Here is a 15,404-nt window from a genome sequence, read left to right as displayed (position 1 = left end):
TACTCAGGAACATAGGTGTGGGAAATGCAGCTCGATTACGTGATCCTCGGCGTCCTGGCGCTGTGCCGCCTGTCCGGCTACGACCTGCGCCGGTGGATGGAGGGTCGGGGACGATACATCGGCTACGGCGTCCAACTCCCGCAGATCTACCGCCGGCTCGCCAAGCTGACCGAACGCGGCTGGGTGGACTTCGACGTCGACCCGCGCGAGGGACGCCCGGACGCCAAGGTCTACCGGATCACCGACACGGGCCGCACGGCGCTGCTGGAGTGGGCCCGGTCCCCCTTCGAGCCGTCCCCCCGCCCGATGGACCCCGACTTCACGCTGCGTTTCATCTTCGCCGGGCAGCTCGATCCCGAGATCGCCCTGGACGTGGTGCGCACCGAGCTGGAGTACCGGCGCGAGCATGACGGGCGCTCACCGGCCCTGCCCGCCGCCGACGGCGGTCGGCTGGAGCCGCAGATCCCCGAGCTCGACCCCGTGTGGGCCGGCACGGTCCACACCCTGGCACACGAGCACGGCTACGCCACGGCCCGCGCCTACATCACCTGGCTGGAACTGACCCAGGCGCGCCTGGAGGCGCAGCTCCGCTGTCGCTGAACCGCCCTGCGCCCTTCCTCCGTCAGCGCGTCGCGCCGCGCGTGAGGTGCCCGCCACCACCCCGGAACCCGTCCGGCACGCATTCCATGCCCGGACGGGCCCGGACGCACCCGGTGTGCCCGAAACCGCCCTGCCGCCTCACCCTGGAGCCGAGCATGCGCATCATCTACGTCGACGTGGACACCCTGCGCGCCGACCGCACCACGCCCTACGGATACCACCGCCGCACCACGCCCCACCTGCGGAAGCTCGCCGACAAGTCGGTCACCTTCGACCGCTACTACTGCTCCGACTCACCCTGCCTGCCCTCGCACACCGCCCTGACCAGCGGTCAGTTCGGCACTGCCACCGGCGTCATCGGACACTTCGGCCCGGCCGCCCAGTTCCGGCCGGACGCCGGCCACGGCCCCGAACCGGACCGGCCATTGCTGGGCCAGCGACTCGGCACGACCGAATGACCGGAGCGGCCTGAGCCATGACACGAACCCGCGCACGCCGGCACGGGCCCTCGCCCCGCGTCGTCCGCGTCGTCTTCATCCTCACGGGCCTGTACTTCGGCTGGCGCTGGGCCGCCGGCGGGCACGGACCGGCCTGGCGGCACGCCCTCCAGGTCCTGGTCACCATGCTGATCGCCATGACCCTCGTGCAGTCCCTCCGATGGTGGCGCACCCGCCGCGGCAAGCGCGAAGGTCCCATGGCCCGGTTCCCCTGGCGGGACCTCATCCTGTTCAAACTGCTCCTGGTCGCGCTGGCGCTGGCCGCCGAATACCTCCTGCAGCACTGGATGCCGCCCGCCCACGCCCAACTCGTCGTCGGTGCCTGCCTCGGCACGGCGATCGCCACCGGCGGACCGATCCTGCATCGCCGCCACAACAGCCCCACCCGCACCACACCACCCACCACCACGTCCGTCCCCACACCCTGAACCGGCCAACACACGCTCACCCCGGGCAGCGCAGGCAAGCAGCCGGGCCCGGCAGACCACTCTGCCGCGCGGCACGCCCAGCCCCGGCAAGGAGACCGCATGATGAAAATCCTCCGCCGCAGGCCCAAGCTCGTGGCCGCCGCCCTGGCAGCAACCGTCGCGCTCGGCGCCACTGCCGCCGACCTCGCGATCGAGCACGTCGCCGACCGGCGCATGGCCCGCACAATCTCCTGCCGGCTCAAGCCCACCGGTCCCGTCCGAGCGCGGTTCCTCGATCCCGTCGCAGGCCTGGAAGCCCTCACCGGCACCCTCGGCACCGCGCAGATCGACGCCAACGGCATCCACCGGGCCGACACCGACCTCAACCTGCGGATCGCCCTGCACGACGTGACCACCAAGGGCACCTACAGCACCGGCACCGCGACCGCCACCATCCCCTACCCCTCACTCCAGCAACGACTCAGCCAGGGCAAGGACAGCGCGCTCACCCTCGGCACCGACGGCACGGGTCTCACCCTGACCACGACGGCCGGCCAGATCGGCCTCCCCGTCACCGTCCACACCAGCCTCACCGTCACCCCGCACTCACTCACCATCACCCCCACCACCATCACCCTCATGGGTCAGCAACTCCCCATCACCGCCCTCGCTCACCTCCCCAACACCTCCGCCGCCCTCACCAGTCGACTCAGCCCCCACACGATCAACCTCCCCCAACTACCCGCCGGCACCGAGCTCGCCTCCGCCCACACTGACCCATCCGGCCTCGCCCTCGTCCTCACCCTCCACCACCACACCCCCGCCGCCGCCCCCGCCCAGCCCTGCCCCACCACCTGAACCCCGAGCAGGTTCCCGCTTCTGGGTGAGTCGGAGTGCGTGGCGTCTGTGCTGACAGAATCGTCGAACACGGCTTCGCCCACCTGAAGAACTGGCGGATCCGCACCGACCCCGCCCGCGCCACCGCCCTCCTACGCCCACTACTCGTCCTGACCAACCTCGAAGCCCGCCCCCGACCGCACGCTGACGGACGATGGCGGAGCCCAGTGGTCCGCCGTCAGCGGTTCGCGCTCAGCGGTTCGCGCTCAGAGGGTCGCCTTGGGGCTGTAGGTCGTGGGCAGGGTCCCGGTGGGCGGGTTGTAGCCGGCCGGGTAGCTGACGGTTCCCTGGGCACCCGTCTGGTAGGTCCCCGGCGCGTAGGGCGTGTAGGCGTTCGCCGAGAGGCCGCTGGCGGACCAGGTCTCCATCAGGTCGCCCGCGACGACCAGCGCGCCGTTCCGGTAGAGGTTGGCGGTCATGGTCAGCTGGGCCACCGGCGCGGTGCAGGAGATGCTCGCCGAGGCGTAGACGATGCTGCTGGTGTGGATGGGGGTGTTGGAGGTCAGCGTGCAGGTCAGGTTCACCTGAGCGGCCCGCGGGGTCCTGGTGACGGTGGCCCGCGCCGTGCCGGACGCCAGCTGGGCCGTGCTGACCCCGGCGGGCAGGGTGATCGTCGTGGTGGTCCCGGCGGCTGCCGCGGTGGCGGTGCCGGTCGTCGCGATCACCCCGCTGAGGCCGAGTGCGGCGGTCGCCGCCAGCGAGAGCAGCGTGCGGGCTTGCGGGCGGGACACGGGCACGGGGGCCTCCTGGATGCCGGGGGACCGGCCGGGCGTCACCGGCCGAGGACCCCAGCATCGTGGGCGGCCCGGTCGAACGGGCGGCTGTGTCACCGACGTTGGCTCGAACACAACGGCATCATCGGAAGCATTGGCGATATTTCGGCCCCGCCGGGTGCCGTGCGTCAGTCGATGCCGAGTTCGCCCATCTTGCTCCAGCCGGTGGCGCCCTCGATCGTGGTGCTGACGATCTGCGGCGCCCGCTGGACCAGCGGACGGAGGGTCTCCATCGCGGCCCGGAAGTGGTCCGAGTTCACATGGGCCTCGGCGGCGCCGTCCTGGAACGCCTCGACGAGCACGTAGGTGTCGGCCTCCTCGACGCTGCGCGACCACTCGAACCACAGGTTTCCGGGCTCGGCGCGGGTGGCTTGAGTGAACGCCTCGACGTGGGTCAGCCAGGAGTCGGTGTACTCGGGCCGGACCGGGAACTTGACGACGATGAAGATCATTCGACGAGTCTAGGGCCTGTCGTCGAACCCCCTTCTGCTTGGCGACGAAGGGGGTTCGACGACAGCCCCTACAGCCAGCGGTCGAACCAGCCGCGGATGCGCCGCAGGGCATCCAGTCGGTGGCTGCGCTCCACGAGGCCGTGGCCTTCGCGGGGGTAGACGACGAACTCGTGCTCGACCCCGAAGTGGCGCAGTGCGCGATGGAAGTGGATGACCTGGCCGAGTGGGACGTTGGTGTCCTCCTCGCCGTGCAGGATCAGTATCGGGGTGCGGATCTTGGCCGCATGGGAGATCGGGCTGTGTGCGTCGTGGATGTGCGGTCCCGGCCCGTCCCAGCCGGTGCTGCCGCCGAGCGCCGCGTCCAGGACTCCCCAGTCGCCGGTCCCGGCCTGCATGCCCCAGTCGCTGATGCCGGCGCCCATCAGGGCGGCCTTGAACCGGTCGGTCTGGCTGATTGCCCAGGCTGCCATGAAGCCGCCGTGGCTCCACCCGGAGATGCCCAGGCGTTCGGGATCGGCGACGCCCTCGGCGACCAGCAGGTCGATTCCGGCGAGGATGTCGGTCCACTCGTCGCCGCCCACCGCGCCCGCCACCATGGCGGCGAACTCATGGCCATGGCCCGATCCGCCCCGGGGGTTGGGCAGGAACACCGCGTATCCGCTCGTTGCCAGCCACTGCCCGCAGTCGACCGGGTTCAGCGCGAACGCGTCGGCATAGCGGTAGTAAGGGCCGCCGTGGACCAAGGTGACGAGCGGAAAGGGCCCCTCGTCCCGCGTGCGGCCGGCCGGGAGGATCAGCAGTCCGTCCAACGGGAGTCCGTCGGAGGCCTGGTAGCTGAGACGCTCCTGGACTCCCCAGCGGATCCCGCGTAGGTGCGGCCTGGTGTCGCTGAGCTGGAGCAGCGGCCCGCCGACGAGTCCCGCATGGACGTTCTCGGGCTCGTAGGCAGTACTCCACAGCACGGCGTGCGTTTCGCCGGAGCGGCTCGCACTCAGCCCGGCGAGCGCGCCAGGGGCCGAGGACAGCTGGTGGAATCGCTGGGAGTGCGGATCGAGCCGGTACAGCGCGGTGTCCAGTCCGTCGGCGAACAGCGCCAGCAGCGGCCCGTCGGCGACCTGCACCAGCTCAGTCGGGCTGACGGGCATGCCGAGGGTCAGGTTGCGGTGCTCGACCGCCGGACCGGTCACCGGCGGGACGGTGTCCAGCACAGCAAGCCCGCCGATCAAGTTCGGTGGGGTGACTGCCAGGTGGGCCAGGTGCCACTCACCGTCATGGTTCCACCAGGCCGGGGACTCGGCCTCGACCCCGATCGGGCCCAGGTCCTGGACCGCTGCCGTGTGCGGGTCGACCAGATGCAACTCCGCGTTCAGGACACCGGGGTCGAGTTCCGGGGTGGACCAGCTCAGCACTGCCAGCGGGCCGCCGTCCGGACGCTGGGTCAGCTCCACGACATGGCGGTTCCCGAGGCCCGCCACGGTGCGGAGCACGCCGGTCCCCAGGTCGAGCAGACGCAACCGGGTGACGGGGAGGTGCCGGCCCCAGACCTTGGCGTCGTCGCGCTCGGCCTCCCGGCGCTCGTCCTCCGCGGTGGGTTCGTCCTCGGCGAGAACAGCGACCGTGTGGCCGTCGGCGAGCGGGTAGTGGTCGGAGATTCCCCCGCGCCAACTGGTCAGGGCCTGGACCTTGGCGACGTCCTCGCCGTCGTCCAGGAGGACTCGCTGGAGTTGAGCGGTGCCCCGCTGCTCGCGCTCGGAGGTGAAGAAGAGAGAGGCCGAGTCGGGTGCCCACTTCGGAGCGAGGTCGTGGGCGGTGCCGTCGGTCAGTCGGCGCGGGGCTGTGCTCCCGTCCGTGGCGGCGACCCAGATCGAGCCGTGCGGATGCCCGTCCTTGCCACCATCCGAGATCACCCCGTGGGCGACCAGGCGACCATCAGGTGAGATGGCCGGTGTCACCGCTACGGCGACGTCCTGCGCCATTTCGGCGGTGAGCTCTTCGGCGGGTCCGGGAGTCGGTCGCGGTGCGAGGTGCGGCATACGGTGTGCCCTTCGCTTGTCAGGACGGCCAGCGGTCATCCTGCCGCACCGGCGGACGGGTGTCAGTTGGATTTAGCCTGCCAAAGGCGCCCTGGGGTCACAGGACCGAGCGCCAGGCCCGGGTGCGTGCGCGGGCTGAGGGTGTGTCAGGCCTTCCGGCGGGCGGGTCTCAGCCCTGCTGGAGCCAGTTGTCGATGCCCGCGCAGGCCGATCCGATCAGGTCGGCGGGTGCGTCACTGGTCTCGACGGACGTGCGTGCGATGCTTGCGAGTTGATGGTCGGTGAGGCCGAGCGTGTGCCGGGCGATCGCGTACTCCTCGGCGAGCGAGGACCCGAACATCAACGGGTCGTCCGTTCCGAGCGAGCACCGCACGCCGGCGGCCAGCAGTTGCGGCAGCGGGTGCCGGGTCAGCTCGGGGACCACGCCGAGGACCCGGTTGGAGCTCAGGCAGACGTCCATCGAGACGCCCCGCTCGGCCAGCAACCGCAGGAGGTCCGGATCCTCCGCGGCGCGGATGCCGTGCGCGATCCGCGTCGCGCCGAGGTGCTCGACCGCGGCGCGGACGCTGTCGGGGCCGCAGAGTTCGCCGGCGTGCGGTGCGGAGGTCAGACCGGCTGCCCTGGCGAGCGCGAACGCCTCGGCGAAAGCCTCGGCGGGGCGGGCCTTCTCATCGCCGGTCAGCCCCAGGGCATGGATTCCGCGTCCGGCGTGGCGCGCGGCGAAGCGTGCGAGGCGGAGGGCGTCCTCGGGGCTGCTGTGGCGCGAGACCGCGAGCGTCAGGCCGAACCCCACGCCGCAGCGGGCGCCGGCCTGCCGACCCGCGTCGAGGACCAGGTCGAGGACGTGTTCCCCGGACCCGAAGTGCGCGTAGCTGTGCGGGTCGAAGTGGGGTTGGACCCAGACGCCGCCGTCGGCGGCCGTGTCCTCCACCAACTCGGTCACCACCCGCCGCAACTGCTCCGGTCGGGCCGACGTGGCCTGGTAGGCCGCGTGGAAGACCTGCTGGAACTCGGCGAAGCTGGTGAACCCGCGCGGATCCGGCGCGGTCCGGCCGTCTTCGGCCGCGAGTTCGACCAGCGTCGTCGGACGCATGGCTGCCAGCAGGTGCAGGTGCAACTCGGCCTTGGGCAGCGTTCGCAGGTCACGAGCCGATGCGGCCGGGCCGAGCGCGCCGCTCTGTTCCCGCGTTGTCACTGCCCCACCCCTGTATGGCCGACTGTATGACCGGCGATCAGCTGCACCCGAACGTCCCGGCGCAAGCCTAGTCGGCCTCACGGGGACGCCCGGCACCGCCTCCGTGGCACCACGACAGGTCCTGGACCGATAGCCGCAGTCCCGCGATGAGGAGTTCGACCAGGCGCCGTGCGTCGTACTGCGGGTTGTTGTATGCGCCGATGCAGAGGTTCCCGACGCCGCGCATGAGTTCGAGGGCGTTCACGTCGGAGCGGATCTCGCCGGCGGCGGTTGCGGCCTCGAGCAGTTGGGCGCAGACGGGCACGAGCCGGTCGAGGAAGTAGGCGTGCAGCGTGTCGAAGTCGGCGTTGCCGGGCTGCAGTACGGCAGCGAGTCCGTGCTTGGTGACCAGGAAGTCGACGAACTGGTTGATCCACCGCCCGAGTGCGGCGTGCGGAGTCGGGCTGGTGGCCAGCAGGGCCGGGCCGGCCTCGGCGCAGGCCTCGACCTGGTGCCGGTAGACGGCGATGATCAGGTCCGCGCGGGTCGGGAAGTGGCGGTAGATCGTGCCCGTGCCGACGCCGGCCTCGGCGGCGATGTCGCGTACCGGCGCTTCGACGCCCGACCTGACGAAGACCGCGGCGGCCGCGTCGAGCAGTGCCTCCTCGTTGCGCCGGGCGTCCGCCCGCTTGGGCCGGGTTGCGGGCCCGGTGTCCCCGTCGCTGTCGTTCACTGCGCTGCCTCCTGCGCGGTTGTCGGGCCTGTGCAGCGGAACGTAGTTCCGTTTGTCAATGATGCCAGAGCGCGAGACCGGCGACCAGGGCGGGCGGATCGCCGCCGAGTGCGGGGTGGTGCGCGCGGGCCCCGTACCCAGAGCCCCCGTACCCAGGAGCTCCCGCGCCTAGGAGCCGCCGTTCTCCTCGACGTTGGCGACCATCCTGCGCAGCACCTTGAGCGCGGCCACGTACTCCTCGTCGCTGATGCCCTGGTGGACCACGGCGCGCAGCTCGGTCGCCAGCTCGCGCAGCCGCACCCGGGCGGCCTCCCCGGCGTCGGTGAGCCGCAGGCGCTGCCCGGCGTCGATCCGCAGCCAGCCGCGGTGGAGCAACTGGTCGATGACACGGGCGATCTCGTGCGGCCCGTCCGCGAGGGGAGTCAGCTGGCCGACCACCTCCTCGCGGCTCGGCGCCGCGGGCCCGCCGTTCACCCGGTTGAGCACCCAGTACTGCGGCTGCGTGACGTCGACCCTGGCCGTGGCGTCACGCAGTTGCCGGGTGACGGCCGCGTGGGCGAGGCCGGTCCAGTAGCCGATGGGCTGGGTGGCCAGCAGGTCGTCGGTGGCGGCCGGATCGGCCGGCGCCTGGTCGGTGGCGGTCCTGGTCGGCGGTCGCATGATCGCGACGCTACCTTCCCCCGTCGCACCGCTGGGCAGCTGTTGCCGATCCGGGTGAGGACCGGGCAGGTCCGAGGTGTCCGTCGCCCGCAGAAATTGTGATCATCCGTACGGGAAAGAGCGGAGCTCGGGCGGCTCCGCGGTGGCATCATCAGGCGGCATGACCGACTCCATAGCAACGCGCACCTGCCCCCGGTGCGGTGCGGCGTTCGACTCCAGTCCCCGGTTCAGCGAGTGGTGTCCCAGCTGCGAGTGGAACCTCGGCGCCGAGCCGCCCCTGGGCTGGCGGGAGGCGCGGCGGCGCTCGCGGGCGCGGGCGCGGGCCGAGGGACTGTACGAGCGACTGGCCGCCAGCACCGTGGGCGGACGGCGGTGGAACGTCGGCCGGTTGGCCGCGCTGGCCCTTGCCTCGCTGGTACACCTCGTGACCCTGGCAGTGGTGGTCTGCTCCCTCTGGCTGCTGCTGACCGGCAGGTTGGTCTTCATCGTGCTCGGCCTGGTCGGCCTGGGCCTGGCCTACCTGCTGCGCCCGCGGCTCGGCGGGCGGCGGGACGACCCGGCGCTGGTGACCCGTGAGCAGGCCCCGCAGCTGTACGCGCTGACCGACCGGGTGGCCGAGGCGCTGGGGGCCCGGCGGCCGGACCGGATCCGGATGCAGTCCGGCTACCGCACCGGCTACGCCCGGCTGGGAGTGCGTCAGCAGGTGGAGCTCACGCTGGGGATGACGCTGTGGACGGTGCTCACCCCGCAGGAGCGCATCGCCCTGCTGGCCCAGGAGCTCGGCCACGGCGCCACCTGGGATCCGCGACGGGGCCTGTGGCTTCGGGTGGCGCTGGAGACCCTGGACGCCTGGCACAACCTGCTGATGCCCGGTAGTGGTGACGAGTTGATGGTCAGCCGGATCGAGCGCAGCAGCCAGTACGACGCCCTGCCGGGCGGCGGCGTCCTGCGGCAGATGAACGCCAACACCCAGAAGGCGCTGCTCGAGGAACTGTCGCTCCGGCTGTTGCTGGTCTGCGCGCTGCCCGTCCAGCTGGCCCGGCGCGGCCTGTACCGACTGGTCCGCTCCGGCAGCCAGCAGGCCGAGTACCAGGCGGACGACCTGGCCGCCCGCGTCGGCTCGTCGACGGCGACCAAGGCGATGCTCGACGCCCTGTTCCTGGACGAGACCGCCACCGCCTACCTGCGCAAGCAGCGGGCGCTGGCCGGACACCGCGCGGCGGCCCGCCCGGCCGACATCGCGCAGGCCCTCTGGAACGGCCTGGCCGAGTACGTCGACTCCGTCCCGGACATCGAGCGCGAGCGCCGCCGGCGCCTGGCCGCCCGCGAGGCGGCGGCCGTGGACGCCTGGCACCCGCCGACCCACCTGCGGGTCCGGCTGCGGGCCCAGCGTCCCGAACAGTCGGCGGCGCTCCTGGCCGACACGGTGGACTGGACGGCGATCCACGCCGAGTTGGAGGACGCGCGCTGGCGGGTCGCCATCCTGGTGCTGGGGATCTGACGCTCGTCCGAAGGCGCGAGGTGCTTCGCCTACCGAACTGCTCACCTGGGGCAGCCTGAGCGGCACGGCCCGCATCCCCCGGGGAGTTGCGTCAGCCCTGCGGGGCCGGCGCGGCGGGGACCCGTCGGATCCGTCCTGCTCCTGGCCCCCGCACTGATGGCAACCGCGGTGCCGGCTGCCGCGGCCTACGCCGCCGCGGACCTGCTCTCGCTCGCCGCCTACTTCGTGCTGCCGTTCCGCGCCAGCACCCTCGCGATGGTGGTCGGCCTCGGACCGCTCACCCTGCTGCGCCCGCTCGCCATCGTCGCCGGCTGCCTGGGTGCTCTCGCCCATGGCGGCGGCCGGGCCTCCCTGCTCGTGGGCGTGATCGCCGGTTCGGCCGTCCTCTGCGTGGAAGGGATCGTCCACCGGCGCTGGTACGCGCAGCCACTCGGGTGACTCCGAAAATGTCAGCGCCTTCGGGTGCTGCTGCGGTACGGTCCGCCGGTGATCGATGAGGACGGGTACTTCGGCGAGGACGTGGCAGAGCGGTACGACCGGTCATCGGGCCCGTCGTTCCAGCCGGACGTCATCGAGCGGACCGTCCAGGTCCTCGCGGAACTGGCCGGCGGCGGCAGGGCGTTGGAGCTCGGGATCGGCACCGGGCGGATCGCGTTGCCGCTCGCGCGGCGGGGTGTTCCGGTCCACGGCATCGAGCTGTCCCGGGCGATGGTGGCCGGTATGCGGGCCAAGCCCGGCGGCGAGGCGATCGGCGTGTCGATCGGTGACTTCGCCACCACCACGGTGGACACGCGGGCGGACGGGGCCTTCTCCCTCGCCTACCTCGTCTTCAACACCATCATGAACCTGACCAGCCAGGAAGCCCAGGTCGCCTGCTTCCGCAACGTCGCGGCGCATCTCGAACCCGGCGGTTGCTTCGCCATCGAGGTCATGGTCCCGGAGCTGCGCAAGATCCCGGCCGGGCAGAACATCGTCCCGTTCCACACGAGTCCGACCGGCTGGGCCTACACCGTCTACGACACCGTGACCCAGGACGCGACCTGTCACTACGTCGAGGTCACCGAGGACGGCGTCGGCTCGGCCCGTTCGGTCCCCTTCCGCTACGTCTGGCCCGCCGAGTTGGACCTGATGGCCCAGCTCGCCGGTCTGCGGCTGCGCGACCGCTGGGACGGCTGGACGCGCGAGCCCTTCACCGAGGACAGCGCCCAGCACGTCTCGGTCTGGGAGAAGCCGGTCAGCTGACGGTGCCTCATGCTCATGCAGTGGTAGACGAGTTGGCCGACGTCGCGGCGTCGGTCGGGAAGGCGCGCAGCATGACCGCACCAGTCGACCCGGTGCCCGCAGAACCCGTCAGCGAGGGCAAGTACGCGCGGGTCGAGCGGGAGCGGAGGTTCCTGCTGGCGGGACCACCCCCGGCGTCGGCCGTCACCGCCACCCGCCTGATCACCGACCGGTACCTGGACGGGACCCGCCTGCGCCTGCGGCGCGTGGAGCGCCTCGAGCGGGGAACCATCGAGTACAAGCTCACTCAGAAGGTGCCCGCCGGCCGGCCTGGCCCCGTCCAGGGACTGATCACGAACATCTACCTGTCCCGCGCCGAGTACGAGCTGTTCGCCGCACTGCCCGCCGCGGTGCTGTCCAAGACCCGCCTCAGCGTCCCCCCGCTGGGCATCGATGTCTTCGACCCACCGCTGCACGGCCTGGTCCTCGCGGAGGCCGAGTTCGGTTCGGACGACGAGGCCCGCGCCTTCGAGCCCCCGGCGGACTGCCTCGCCGAGGTCACCGCCGACGCCCGCTTCACCGGCGGCAGGCTGGTGCGCGCCGACCGCCACGAGGTGCTGGCCTGGCTCGCGGAACACGGGATCGTACCGGCTCCGCCGCGCTGAACTGCGGAGCCGGCCTGGCGTCACCGTTGCTTGCCGCTGCCGCTGCCGCTGCCGCTGCCGCCACCGCCACCGCTGCCGCTCCCGCTGAACCGTTCCAGTGCCGCCACGATCGCCTCCCGCCTCGCGGGGCTGCCGGTGTGACCCGAGTCGTCGATCACCTTCAACTCCGCGTCCGGCCAGGCCTTCGCCAGCTCCCACACGCCCTGCAGCGGGCAGCCCAGGTCGAGCCGGCCCTGGATCAGCACGCCCGGGATCCCGGCCAGCCGGTGTGCGTCGCGCAGCAACTGCCCGTCCTCGAGCCAGGCGTCGTTCGCGAAGTAGTGGGCGCAGAGCCGGACGAGGGCCAGCAGCGCGTCGTCGGGCCGGTTGCTGTAGGCACCCGGACTGCCGAGCGCCTCGTGGGCGACGACCGCGTCCTCCCAGGCGCACCAGTCCTGCGCCGCCTTGAACCGGACCGCCTCGTCCGGGTGCTCGAGCAGCCGGTTGTACGCCGCCACGAGACTGCCGCCCCGGTCCGCGGCCGGCAGGGCGTCCCGAAACGCCTCCCAGGGGCCGGGCAGCAGCCGCCCCAGCCCGTGGTAGAGCCAGTCGATGTCCTCCGGCCGGCCCAGGAAGACGCTGATCAGGACGATCTCGGAGACCCGCTCGGGATACCGCTCGGCATAGGCGAGGATCAGCGTCGTGCCCCAGGAGCCGCCGTAGAGCAGCCAGCGCTCGATGCCCAGGTGCTCGCGTAACCGCTCCATGTCGGCGATGAGGTGGTCGGTGGTGTTGTGCTCCAGGCTGACGGCCGGGTCGGCGACGTGGGGCAGGCTCAGGCCGCAGCCGCGCTGGTCGTACTGGATGACCCGGTAGACCTCGGGATCGAACACCCCGCCGCGGCGGCGCCCTCGGCTGCGGCGGAGGGAACCGCCGCCGGGGCCGCCGTGTACGGACAGGACGGCCTTTCCCTCGGGGTTGCCGCACGCCTCCCAGGCGATCCGGTTGCCGTCGCCGACGTCGAGCAGGCCGTGCGCGTACGGTTCGGGCAGTAGGGACGGTTGGTACATGGGGAACTCCTCCGGAACGACGCGAAAAAGAGGACGGCATCCCGGTCCGGGACCGGCCCGCGGACCTGAACGCCGGGCCGGGTTCCGACGACCGGCGCTAGCCGTGCAGCCAGACCCGCAGCGGACCGACCGGCTCGAAGCCGTGGCGGACGGCGACCGCCAGGTCCTCGCCGTGCTCGTAGCCGACCACCGGCAATCCGGGGAACAGCCGGTGCACCGCGTCCAGGACGCCCGGCCAGGCCGCCTCGGCGCCGCCCTCCAGCGCGAAGACGTTGGAGACGCCCACCACGTGGTCACTGCGGCTCGCCACCGCTCCGGCCACCACCCGGCCGTCGGCGGACCGTCCGGCGAGCACGAACGTGTCGGGGTCGTCCAGCAGTTCGGGCCGGAAGAGGTCGGCGTTGCCGTCCCCGTCGTCCCAGGCGAGCGCCCAGGCACGCAACGTCCCCGGATCGCCCGCCACCTCCCAGCCGAGCTCCGACGCGGCGCCGGGCGCACCCGCCGGGCGGTGGATCCACTGCGCCTCGAACAGCACCCGGAAGCCGGCCCCCGTCAGGTCGAGATCGGCAAAGCTGTCCTTGACCGAGGCACCGGGCGCGGCGGTGTCGATCCGGGCCACCAGGGCAGTGGGGTCGGCCCCCGGCACCAGCGTCACGGCATCCGGGTAGTACAGCGGCGTCCGGGCCGGCGCGGCCCAGGCCTGCGCCCCGAACTCACCCGCCAGGTCGTGCGATCGGCTCATCGCCGCGCACCAGTCGGCGTTGTTGCGGGCGGCGGTGCGGACCAGGGACTGCTTCGGCGTTGTCACGAGTTCGCATCATGGTCCGTGCCGGCCGGTCCGTCGAGCGGTTTTCGGCGCCGATGGTGAAGTGAGGTCGCGGTCACGGGTCGGCGGGGGAGGAGGGCTCCTGCTGGGCTCGGTGGGCGTGTACTTGGTCGCTTTGGCCGGGGCACTGAAGTCGCCCTGCCGGCAGGAGCCCATTCATGAAGTCAAGTACCACTGGCCTCATTGCATGAACCTGGCGAACGGACGAGAAAATCAGGTACCGGTGCCAACTGCGTTGTTACCATTGACCGTTCGAGCCATGCGAGGTAATGTCACAGCGCTCTGTCATGATAGTTCAGCTGGCCATGTGACTCCGTGACCTGCCGGGCGGTGCCCTCTGTCGGAGTGTTCGCTGGCCACAACGTCCGGAGGTCCGATGATCGGGAAGTTTGCCCGTACCGGATTGGTCGCACTGCTCATGACCGGTACCGCGATGGTGGGTGCCCTGCCCGCGCAGGCAGCCCAAGCGCACCCCAAGCCCGAGATAGGGCCGAGCTCCGAGTATGTCGTGGATTTCTTCAGCGACGCCCAGCACACGCTCCTCGTCGGGATACGCCAGAATGGCCCGTGCGGAGCGTTTTCCTATGGGATCACCACTGCCTACTACGTCGGCGGTTATGCCGCCTGCTCCCTCTGAACTGCTGAGCAGTTCAAGCCGCGCGGGCAGCCGAAACAGTCGGCTGTCGTGTGGATTCTGATTCTGGGCGCCAGCGCGTTCGCGGGTCGGCTTGCTGGGCGGTGCGGTCGCCGCCCAGCTGGGCCGCGCACGGCTCGCGATGATCGGCCCATGAGTCGCCCAGAGTTGGCCCCTTGTTGTTGCCGACCTTGAATGCGTGAGGTCGTCAGGGTGAGGCGCCGATGAGCATTCCACTCAGCTGAACTGGCAACTGACGTCTTCTCGGCGACGATCATTTCCCGATTCGGCCCGGCGGACGAGCCGGCTAGTGCTGTGACCGTGAAGGTTCACCGTGTTGCTCGGACGTGCTTGTCGGTCTCGACGCACCCGCCGTTGCCGAGCTCGATCCCACCGGAAAGCCCTGCAGCACCACCAGCGAGATTGCGCCTTCGCACTGCTACCCATGCAAGCTTGACGGTTCATAGGATCACTGCCATGGGATGCGAACCAGTTCATGTGACGCTGTGGCAGGACCAATCATCGGCAATCGCTCCGCGTGCACTTCTCGTGCACGGCACCATGAGTTGGGGCACCGACTGCTTCCAGGGCCAGCGCCTGCTTGCCGAGCGTTTCCGGCTGGAGTTGATGGACCGGCGCGGCTTCGGGGACAGCCCTGACATCGAGCGCAGCGACTACGAGGTGGACGCCGAGGACATCGTGGCGCTGCTCGGCACCGGCGCGCATTTGGTGGGTCACTCCTACGGCGCGGCCGGTGCGATGATCGCGGCGGCGCGCCGTCCGGAGGCCGTTCACTCGCTGACGCTGATCGAGCCGTCCGCGTTGCGCGTGGCGGAGGAGCACCCGGCGGTCGCCAAGGCGCTGGGCCGGATCCGGGCGGCTTTTGGCGAGAAGCGCGAGCCGATGAGTCCCGAGGAGTACCTGCGCTACTCGACGGAGGGTTACGGCCTCCCGCTGCCCGAGTTCACCCCGCACCTGCTGCGGGCCGCCGCCTCGGCGATGGCTGAGCGTCCGGTCTGGGACGCGGAGATCCCGCTGGCCCCGCTCGCGCGGGCCTACTTCCCGAAGCTGGTGGTCAACGGCACCTGGGAGACCGCACATCCGGAGTACCGCGCGTTCATCGGCGAAGCCATGGCGGCCTGCGGCGAGTTCATCGCGGACCGGATCGGCGCCCGCCTGGTCCGGATACCGGGCGCCGACCACTCCCCGCATCGTGATCGGCCCGAAGCGGTGAACAGCCTGCTCGCCGAGGCATGGGCTCACTTCTGACCGGCAACACCAG

The 15,404-nt window shown here is 71.3% G+C and carries 18 protein-coding genes and 1 pseudogene; 11 read left to right on the top strand and 8 right to left on the bottom strand.

All coding sequences use genetic code 11. From position 1 onward, the window contains the following. Positions 1–24: 24 nt before the first annotated feature. The 5 genes and pseudogenes from OG403_RS01910 to OG403_RS01890 all read left to right on the top strand — a co-directional run. A complete protein-coding gene (locus OG403_RS01910) occupies positions 25–600 on the top strand; it encodes a PadR family transcriptional regulator (protein ID WP_329560847.1) in 576 nt (191 codons plus the stop codon). A gap of 155 nt (positions 601–755) precedes the next feature. Then, positions 756–1,058 (top strand): sulfatase-like hydrolase/transferase, encoded by a 303-nt coding sequence (locus OG403_RS01905; RefSeq protein ID WP_329560845.1) that lies wholly within the window; start codon positions 756–758, stop codon positions 1,056–1,058. A gap of 17 nt (positions 1,059–1,075) precedes the next feature. Continuing rightward, on the top strand, positions 1,076–1,525 hold the full coding sequence (locus tag OG403_RS01900) for a hypothetical protein (protein ID WP_329560843.1): 450 nt from the start codon (positions 1,076–1,078) through the stop codon (positions 1,523–1,525). A 99-nt stretch (positions 1,526–1,624) separates the two neighbouring features. After that, on the top strand, positions 1,625–2,362 hold the full coding sequence (locus OG403_RS01895; RefSeq protein ID WP_329560841.1) for an LmeA family phospholipid-binding protein: 738 nt from the start codon (positions 1,625–1,627) through the stop codon (positions 2,360–2,362). Between the two features lie 62 nt (positions 2,363–2,424). Next, a pseudogene (locus OG403_RS01890) lies at positions 2,425–2,526 on the top strand (IS5/IS1182 family transposase); the annotation flags it as partial. Between the two features lie 81 nt (positions 2,527–2,607). Here OG403_RS01890 and OG403_RS01885 read toward each other — a convergent pair. The 6 genes from OG403_RS01885 to OG403_RS01860 form a co-directional block, all read right to left on the bottom strand. After that, positions 2,608–3,138: a hypothetical protein gene (locus OG403_RS01885; protein ID WP_329560840.1), complete on the bottom strand. Its 531-nt coding sequence runs from the start codon at positions 3,136–3,138 to the stop codon at positions 2,608–2,610. 164 nt (positions 3,139–3,302) lie between these two features. After that, positions 3,303–3,626, bottom strand: coding sequence for a putative quinol monooxygenase (locus OG403_RS01880; protein ID WP_329560838.1), 324 nt, complete (start codon positions 3,624–3,626; stop codon positions 3,303–3,305). A gap of 68 nt (positions 3,627–3,694) precedes the next feature. Next, positions 3,695–5,659, bottom strand: coding sequence for a S9 family peptidase (locus OG403_RS01875; RefSeq protein WP_329560837.1), 1,965 nt, complete (start codon positions 5,657–5,659; stop codon positions 3,695–3,697). A 169-nt stretch (positions 5,660–5,828) separates the two neighbouring features. Beyond that, positions 5,829–6,854, bottom strand: a complete 1,026-nt coding sequence (gene add, locus OG403_RS01870) for an adenosine deaminase (RefSeq protein ID WP_329560836.1) — start codon at positions 6,852–6,854, stop codon at positions 5,829–5,831. Positions 6,855–6,921: 67 nt separating this feature from the next. Then, positions 6,922–7,566: a TetR/AcrR family transcriptional regulator gene (locus OG403_RS01865; protein ID WP_329560833.1), complete on the bottom strand. Its 645-nt coding sequence runs from the start codon at positions 7,564–7,566 to the stop codon at positions 6,922–6,924. A gap of 168 nt (positions 7,567–7,734) precedes the next feature. Then, complete coding sequence (locus OG403_RS01860) at positions 7,735–8,226, bottom strand: MarR family winged helix-turn-helix transcriptional regulator (protein WP_329560832.1); 492 nt, start codon at positions 8,224–8,226, stop codon at positions 7,735–7,737. A 160-nt stretch (positions 8,227–8,386) separates the two neighbouring features. On the opposite strand from OG403_RS01860, the gene OG403_RS01855 reads away from it, so the two are divergent. The 4 genes from OG403_RS01855 (at position 8,387) to OG403_RS01840 (ending at position 11,613) form a co-directional block, all read left to right on the top strand. Further along, positions 8,387–9,727, top strand: a complete 1,341-nt coding sequence (locus OG403_RS01855) for a M48 family metallopeptidase (RefSeq protein WP_329560831.1) — start codon at positions 8,387–8,389, stop codon at positions 9,725–9,727. Positions 9,728–9,883: 156 nt separating this feature from the next. Next, positions 9,884–10,165: a hypothetical protein gene (locus OG403_RS01850; RefSeq protein WP_329560830.1), complete on the top strand. Its 282-nt coding sequence runs from the start codon at positions 9,884–9,886 to the stop codon at positions 10,163–10,165. Between the two features lie 48 nt (positions 10,166–10,213). Beyond that, entirely contained in the window at positions 10,214–10,969 is a 756-nt protein-coding gene (locus OG403_RS01845) for a class I SAM-dependent DNA methyltransferase (protein WP_329560829.1), read from the top strand. A gap of 71 nt (positions 10,970–11,040) precedes the next feature. Beyond that, complete coding sequence (locus tag OG403_RS01840; protein ID WP_329560828.1) at positions 11,041–11,613, top strand: hypothetical protein; 573 nt, start codon at positions 11,041–11,043, stop codon at positions 11,611–11,613. A gap of 20 nt (positions 11,614–11,633) precedes the next feature. On the opposite strand, the gene pip is transcribed toward OG403_RS01840, so the two are convergent. Further along, positions 11,634–12,662, bottom strand: a complete 1,029-nt coding sequence (gene pip / locus OG403_RS01835) for a prolyl aminopeptidase (RefSeq protein WP_329560827.1) — start codon at positions 12,660–12,662, stop codon at positions 11,634–11,636. Positions 12,663–12,759: 97 nt separating this feature from the next. Beyond that, positions 12,760–13,470 (bottom strand): hypothetical protein, encoded by a 711-nt coding sequence (locus tag OG403_RS01830; RefSeq protein ID WP_329560826.1) that lies wholly within the window; start codon positions 13,468–13,470, stop codon positions 12,760–12,762. Between the two features lie 394 nt (positions 13,471–13,864). On the opposite strand from OG403_RS01830, the gene OG403_RS01825 reads away from it, so the two are divergent. Together OG403_RS01825 and OG403_RS01820 are read left to right on the top strand one after the other, a co-directional pair. After that, the gene (locus tag OG403_RS01825; RefSeq protein ID WP_329560824.1) at positions 13,865–14,125 is read left to right on the top strand and encodes a hypothetical protein; all 261 of its coding nucleotides are present in this window, start codon (positions 13,865–13,867) and stop codon (positions 14,123–14,125) included. 474 nt (positions 14,126–14,599) lie between these two features. Then, entirely contained in the window at positions 14,600–15,391 is a 792-nt protein-coding gene (locus OG403_RS01820) for an alpha/beta fold hydrolase (RefSeq protein ID WP_329560822.1), read from the top strand. Positions 15,392–15,404: the final 13 nt, after the last annotated feature.

Source organism: Kitasatospora sp. NBC_01266, assembly GCF_036242395.1.
GTDB lineage: Bacteria > Actinomycetota > Actinomycetes > Streptomycetales > Streptomycetaceae > Kitasatospora.
This window is presented reverse-complemented; position numbering and strand designations above follow the sequence as displayed.

Excerpts from the sequence above, each read along its gene's own strand:
- OG403_RS01900 (WP_329560843.1), top strand. The coding sequence starts at position 1,076 with ATGACACGAACCCGCGCACGCCGGCACGGGCCCTCGCCCCGCGTCGTC.
- OG403_RS01910 (WP_329560847.1), top strand. The coding sequence starts at position 25 with ATGCAGCTCGATTACGTGATCCTCGGCGTCCTGGCGCTGTGCCGCCTG.
- OG403_RS01895 (WP_329560841.1), top strand. The coding sequence starts at position 1,625 with ATGATGAAAATCCTCCGCCGCAGGCCCAAGCTCGTGGCCGCCGCCCTG.
- OG403_RS01880 (WP_329560838.1), bottom strand. The coding sequence starts at position 3,626 with ATGATCTTCATCGTCGTCAAGTTCCCGGTCCGGCCCGAGTACACCGAC.
- OG403_RS01875 (WP_329560837.1), bottom strand. The coding sequence starts at position 5,659 with ATGCCGCACCTCGCACCGCGACCGACTCCCGGACCCGCCGAAGAGCTC.
- OG403_RS01825 (WP_329560824.1), top strand. The coding sequence starts at position 13,865 with ATGATCGGGAAGTTTGCCCGTACCGGATTGGTCGCACTGCTCATGACC.
- OG403_RS01840 (WP_329560828.1), top strand. The coding sequence starts at position 11,041 with ATGACCGCACCAGTCGACCCGGTGCCCGCAGAACCCGTCAGCGAGGGC.
- pip (WP_329560827.1), bottom strand. The coding sequence starts at position 12,662 with ATGTACCAACCGTCCCTACTGCCCGAACCGTACGCGCACGGCCTGCTC.
- OG403_RS01860 (WP_329560832.1), bottom strand. The coding sequence starts at position 8,226 with ATGCGACCGCCGACCAGGACCGCCACCGACCAGGCGCCGGCCGATCCG.
- OG403_RS01850 (WP_329560830.1), top strand. The coding sequence starts at position 9,884 with ATGGCAACCGCGGTGCCGGCTGCCGCGGCCTACGCCGCCGCGGACCTG.
- OG403_RS01855 (WP_329560831.1), top strand. The coding sequence starts at position 8,387 with ATGACCGACTCCATAGCAACGCGCACCTGCCCCCGGTGCGGTGCGGCG.
- OG403_RS01820 (WP_329560822.1), top strand. The coding sequence starts at position 14,600 with ATGGGATGCGAACCAGTTCATGTGACGCTGTGGCAGGACCAATCATCG.
- OG403_RS01905 (WP_329560845.1), top strand. The coding sequence starts at position 756 with ATGCGCATCATCTACGTCGACGTGGACACCCTGCGCGCCGACCGCACC.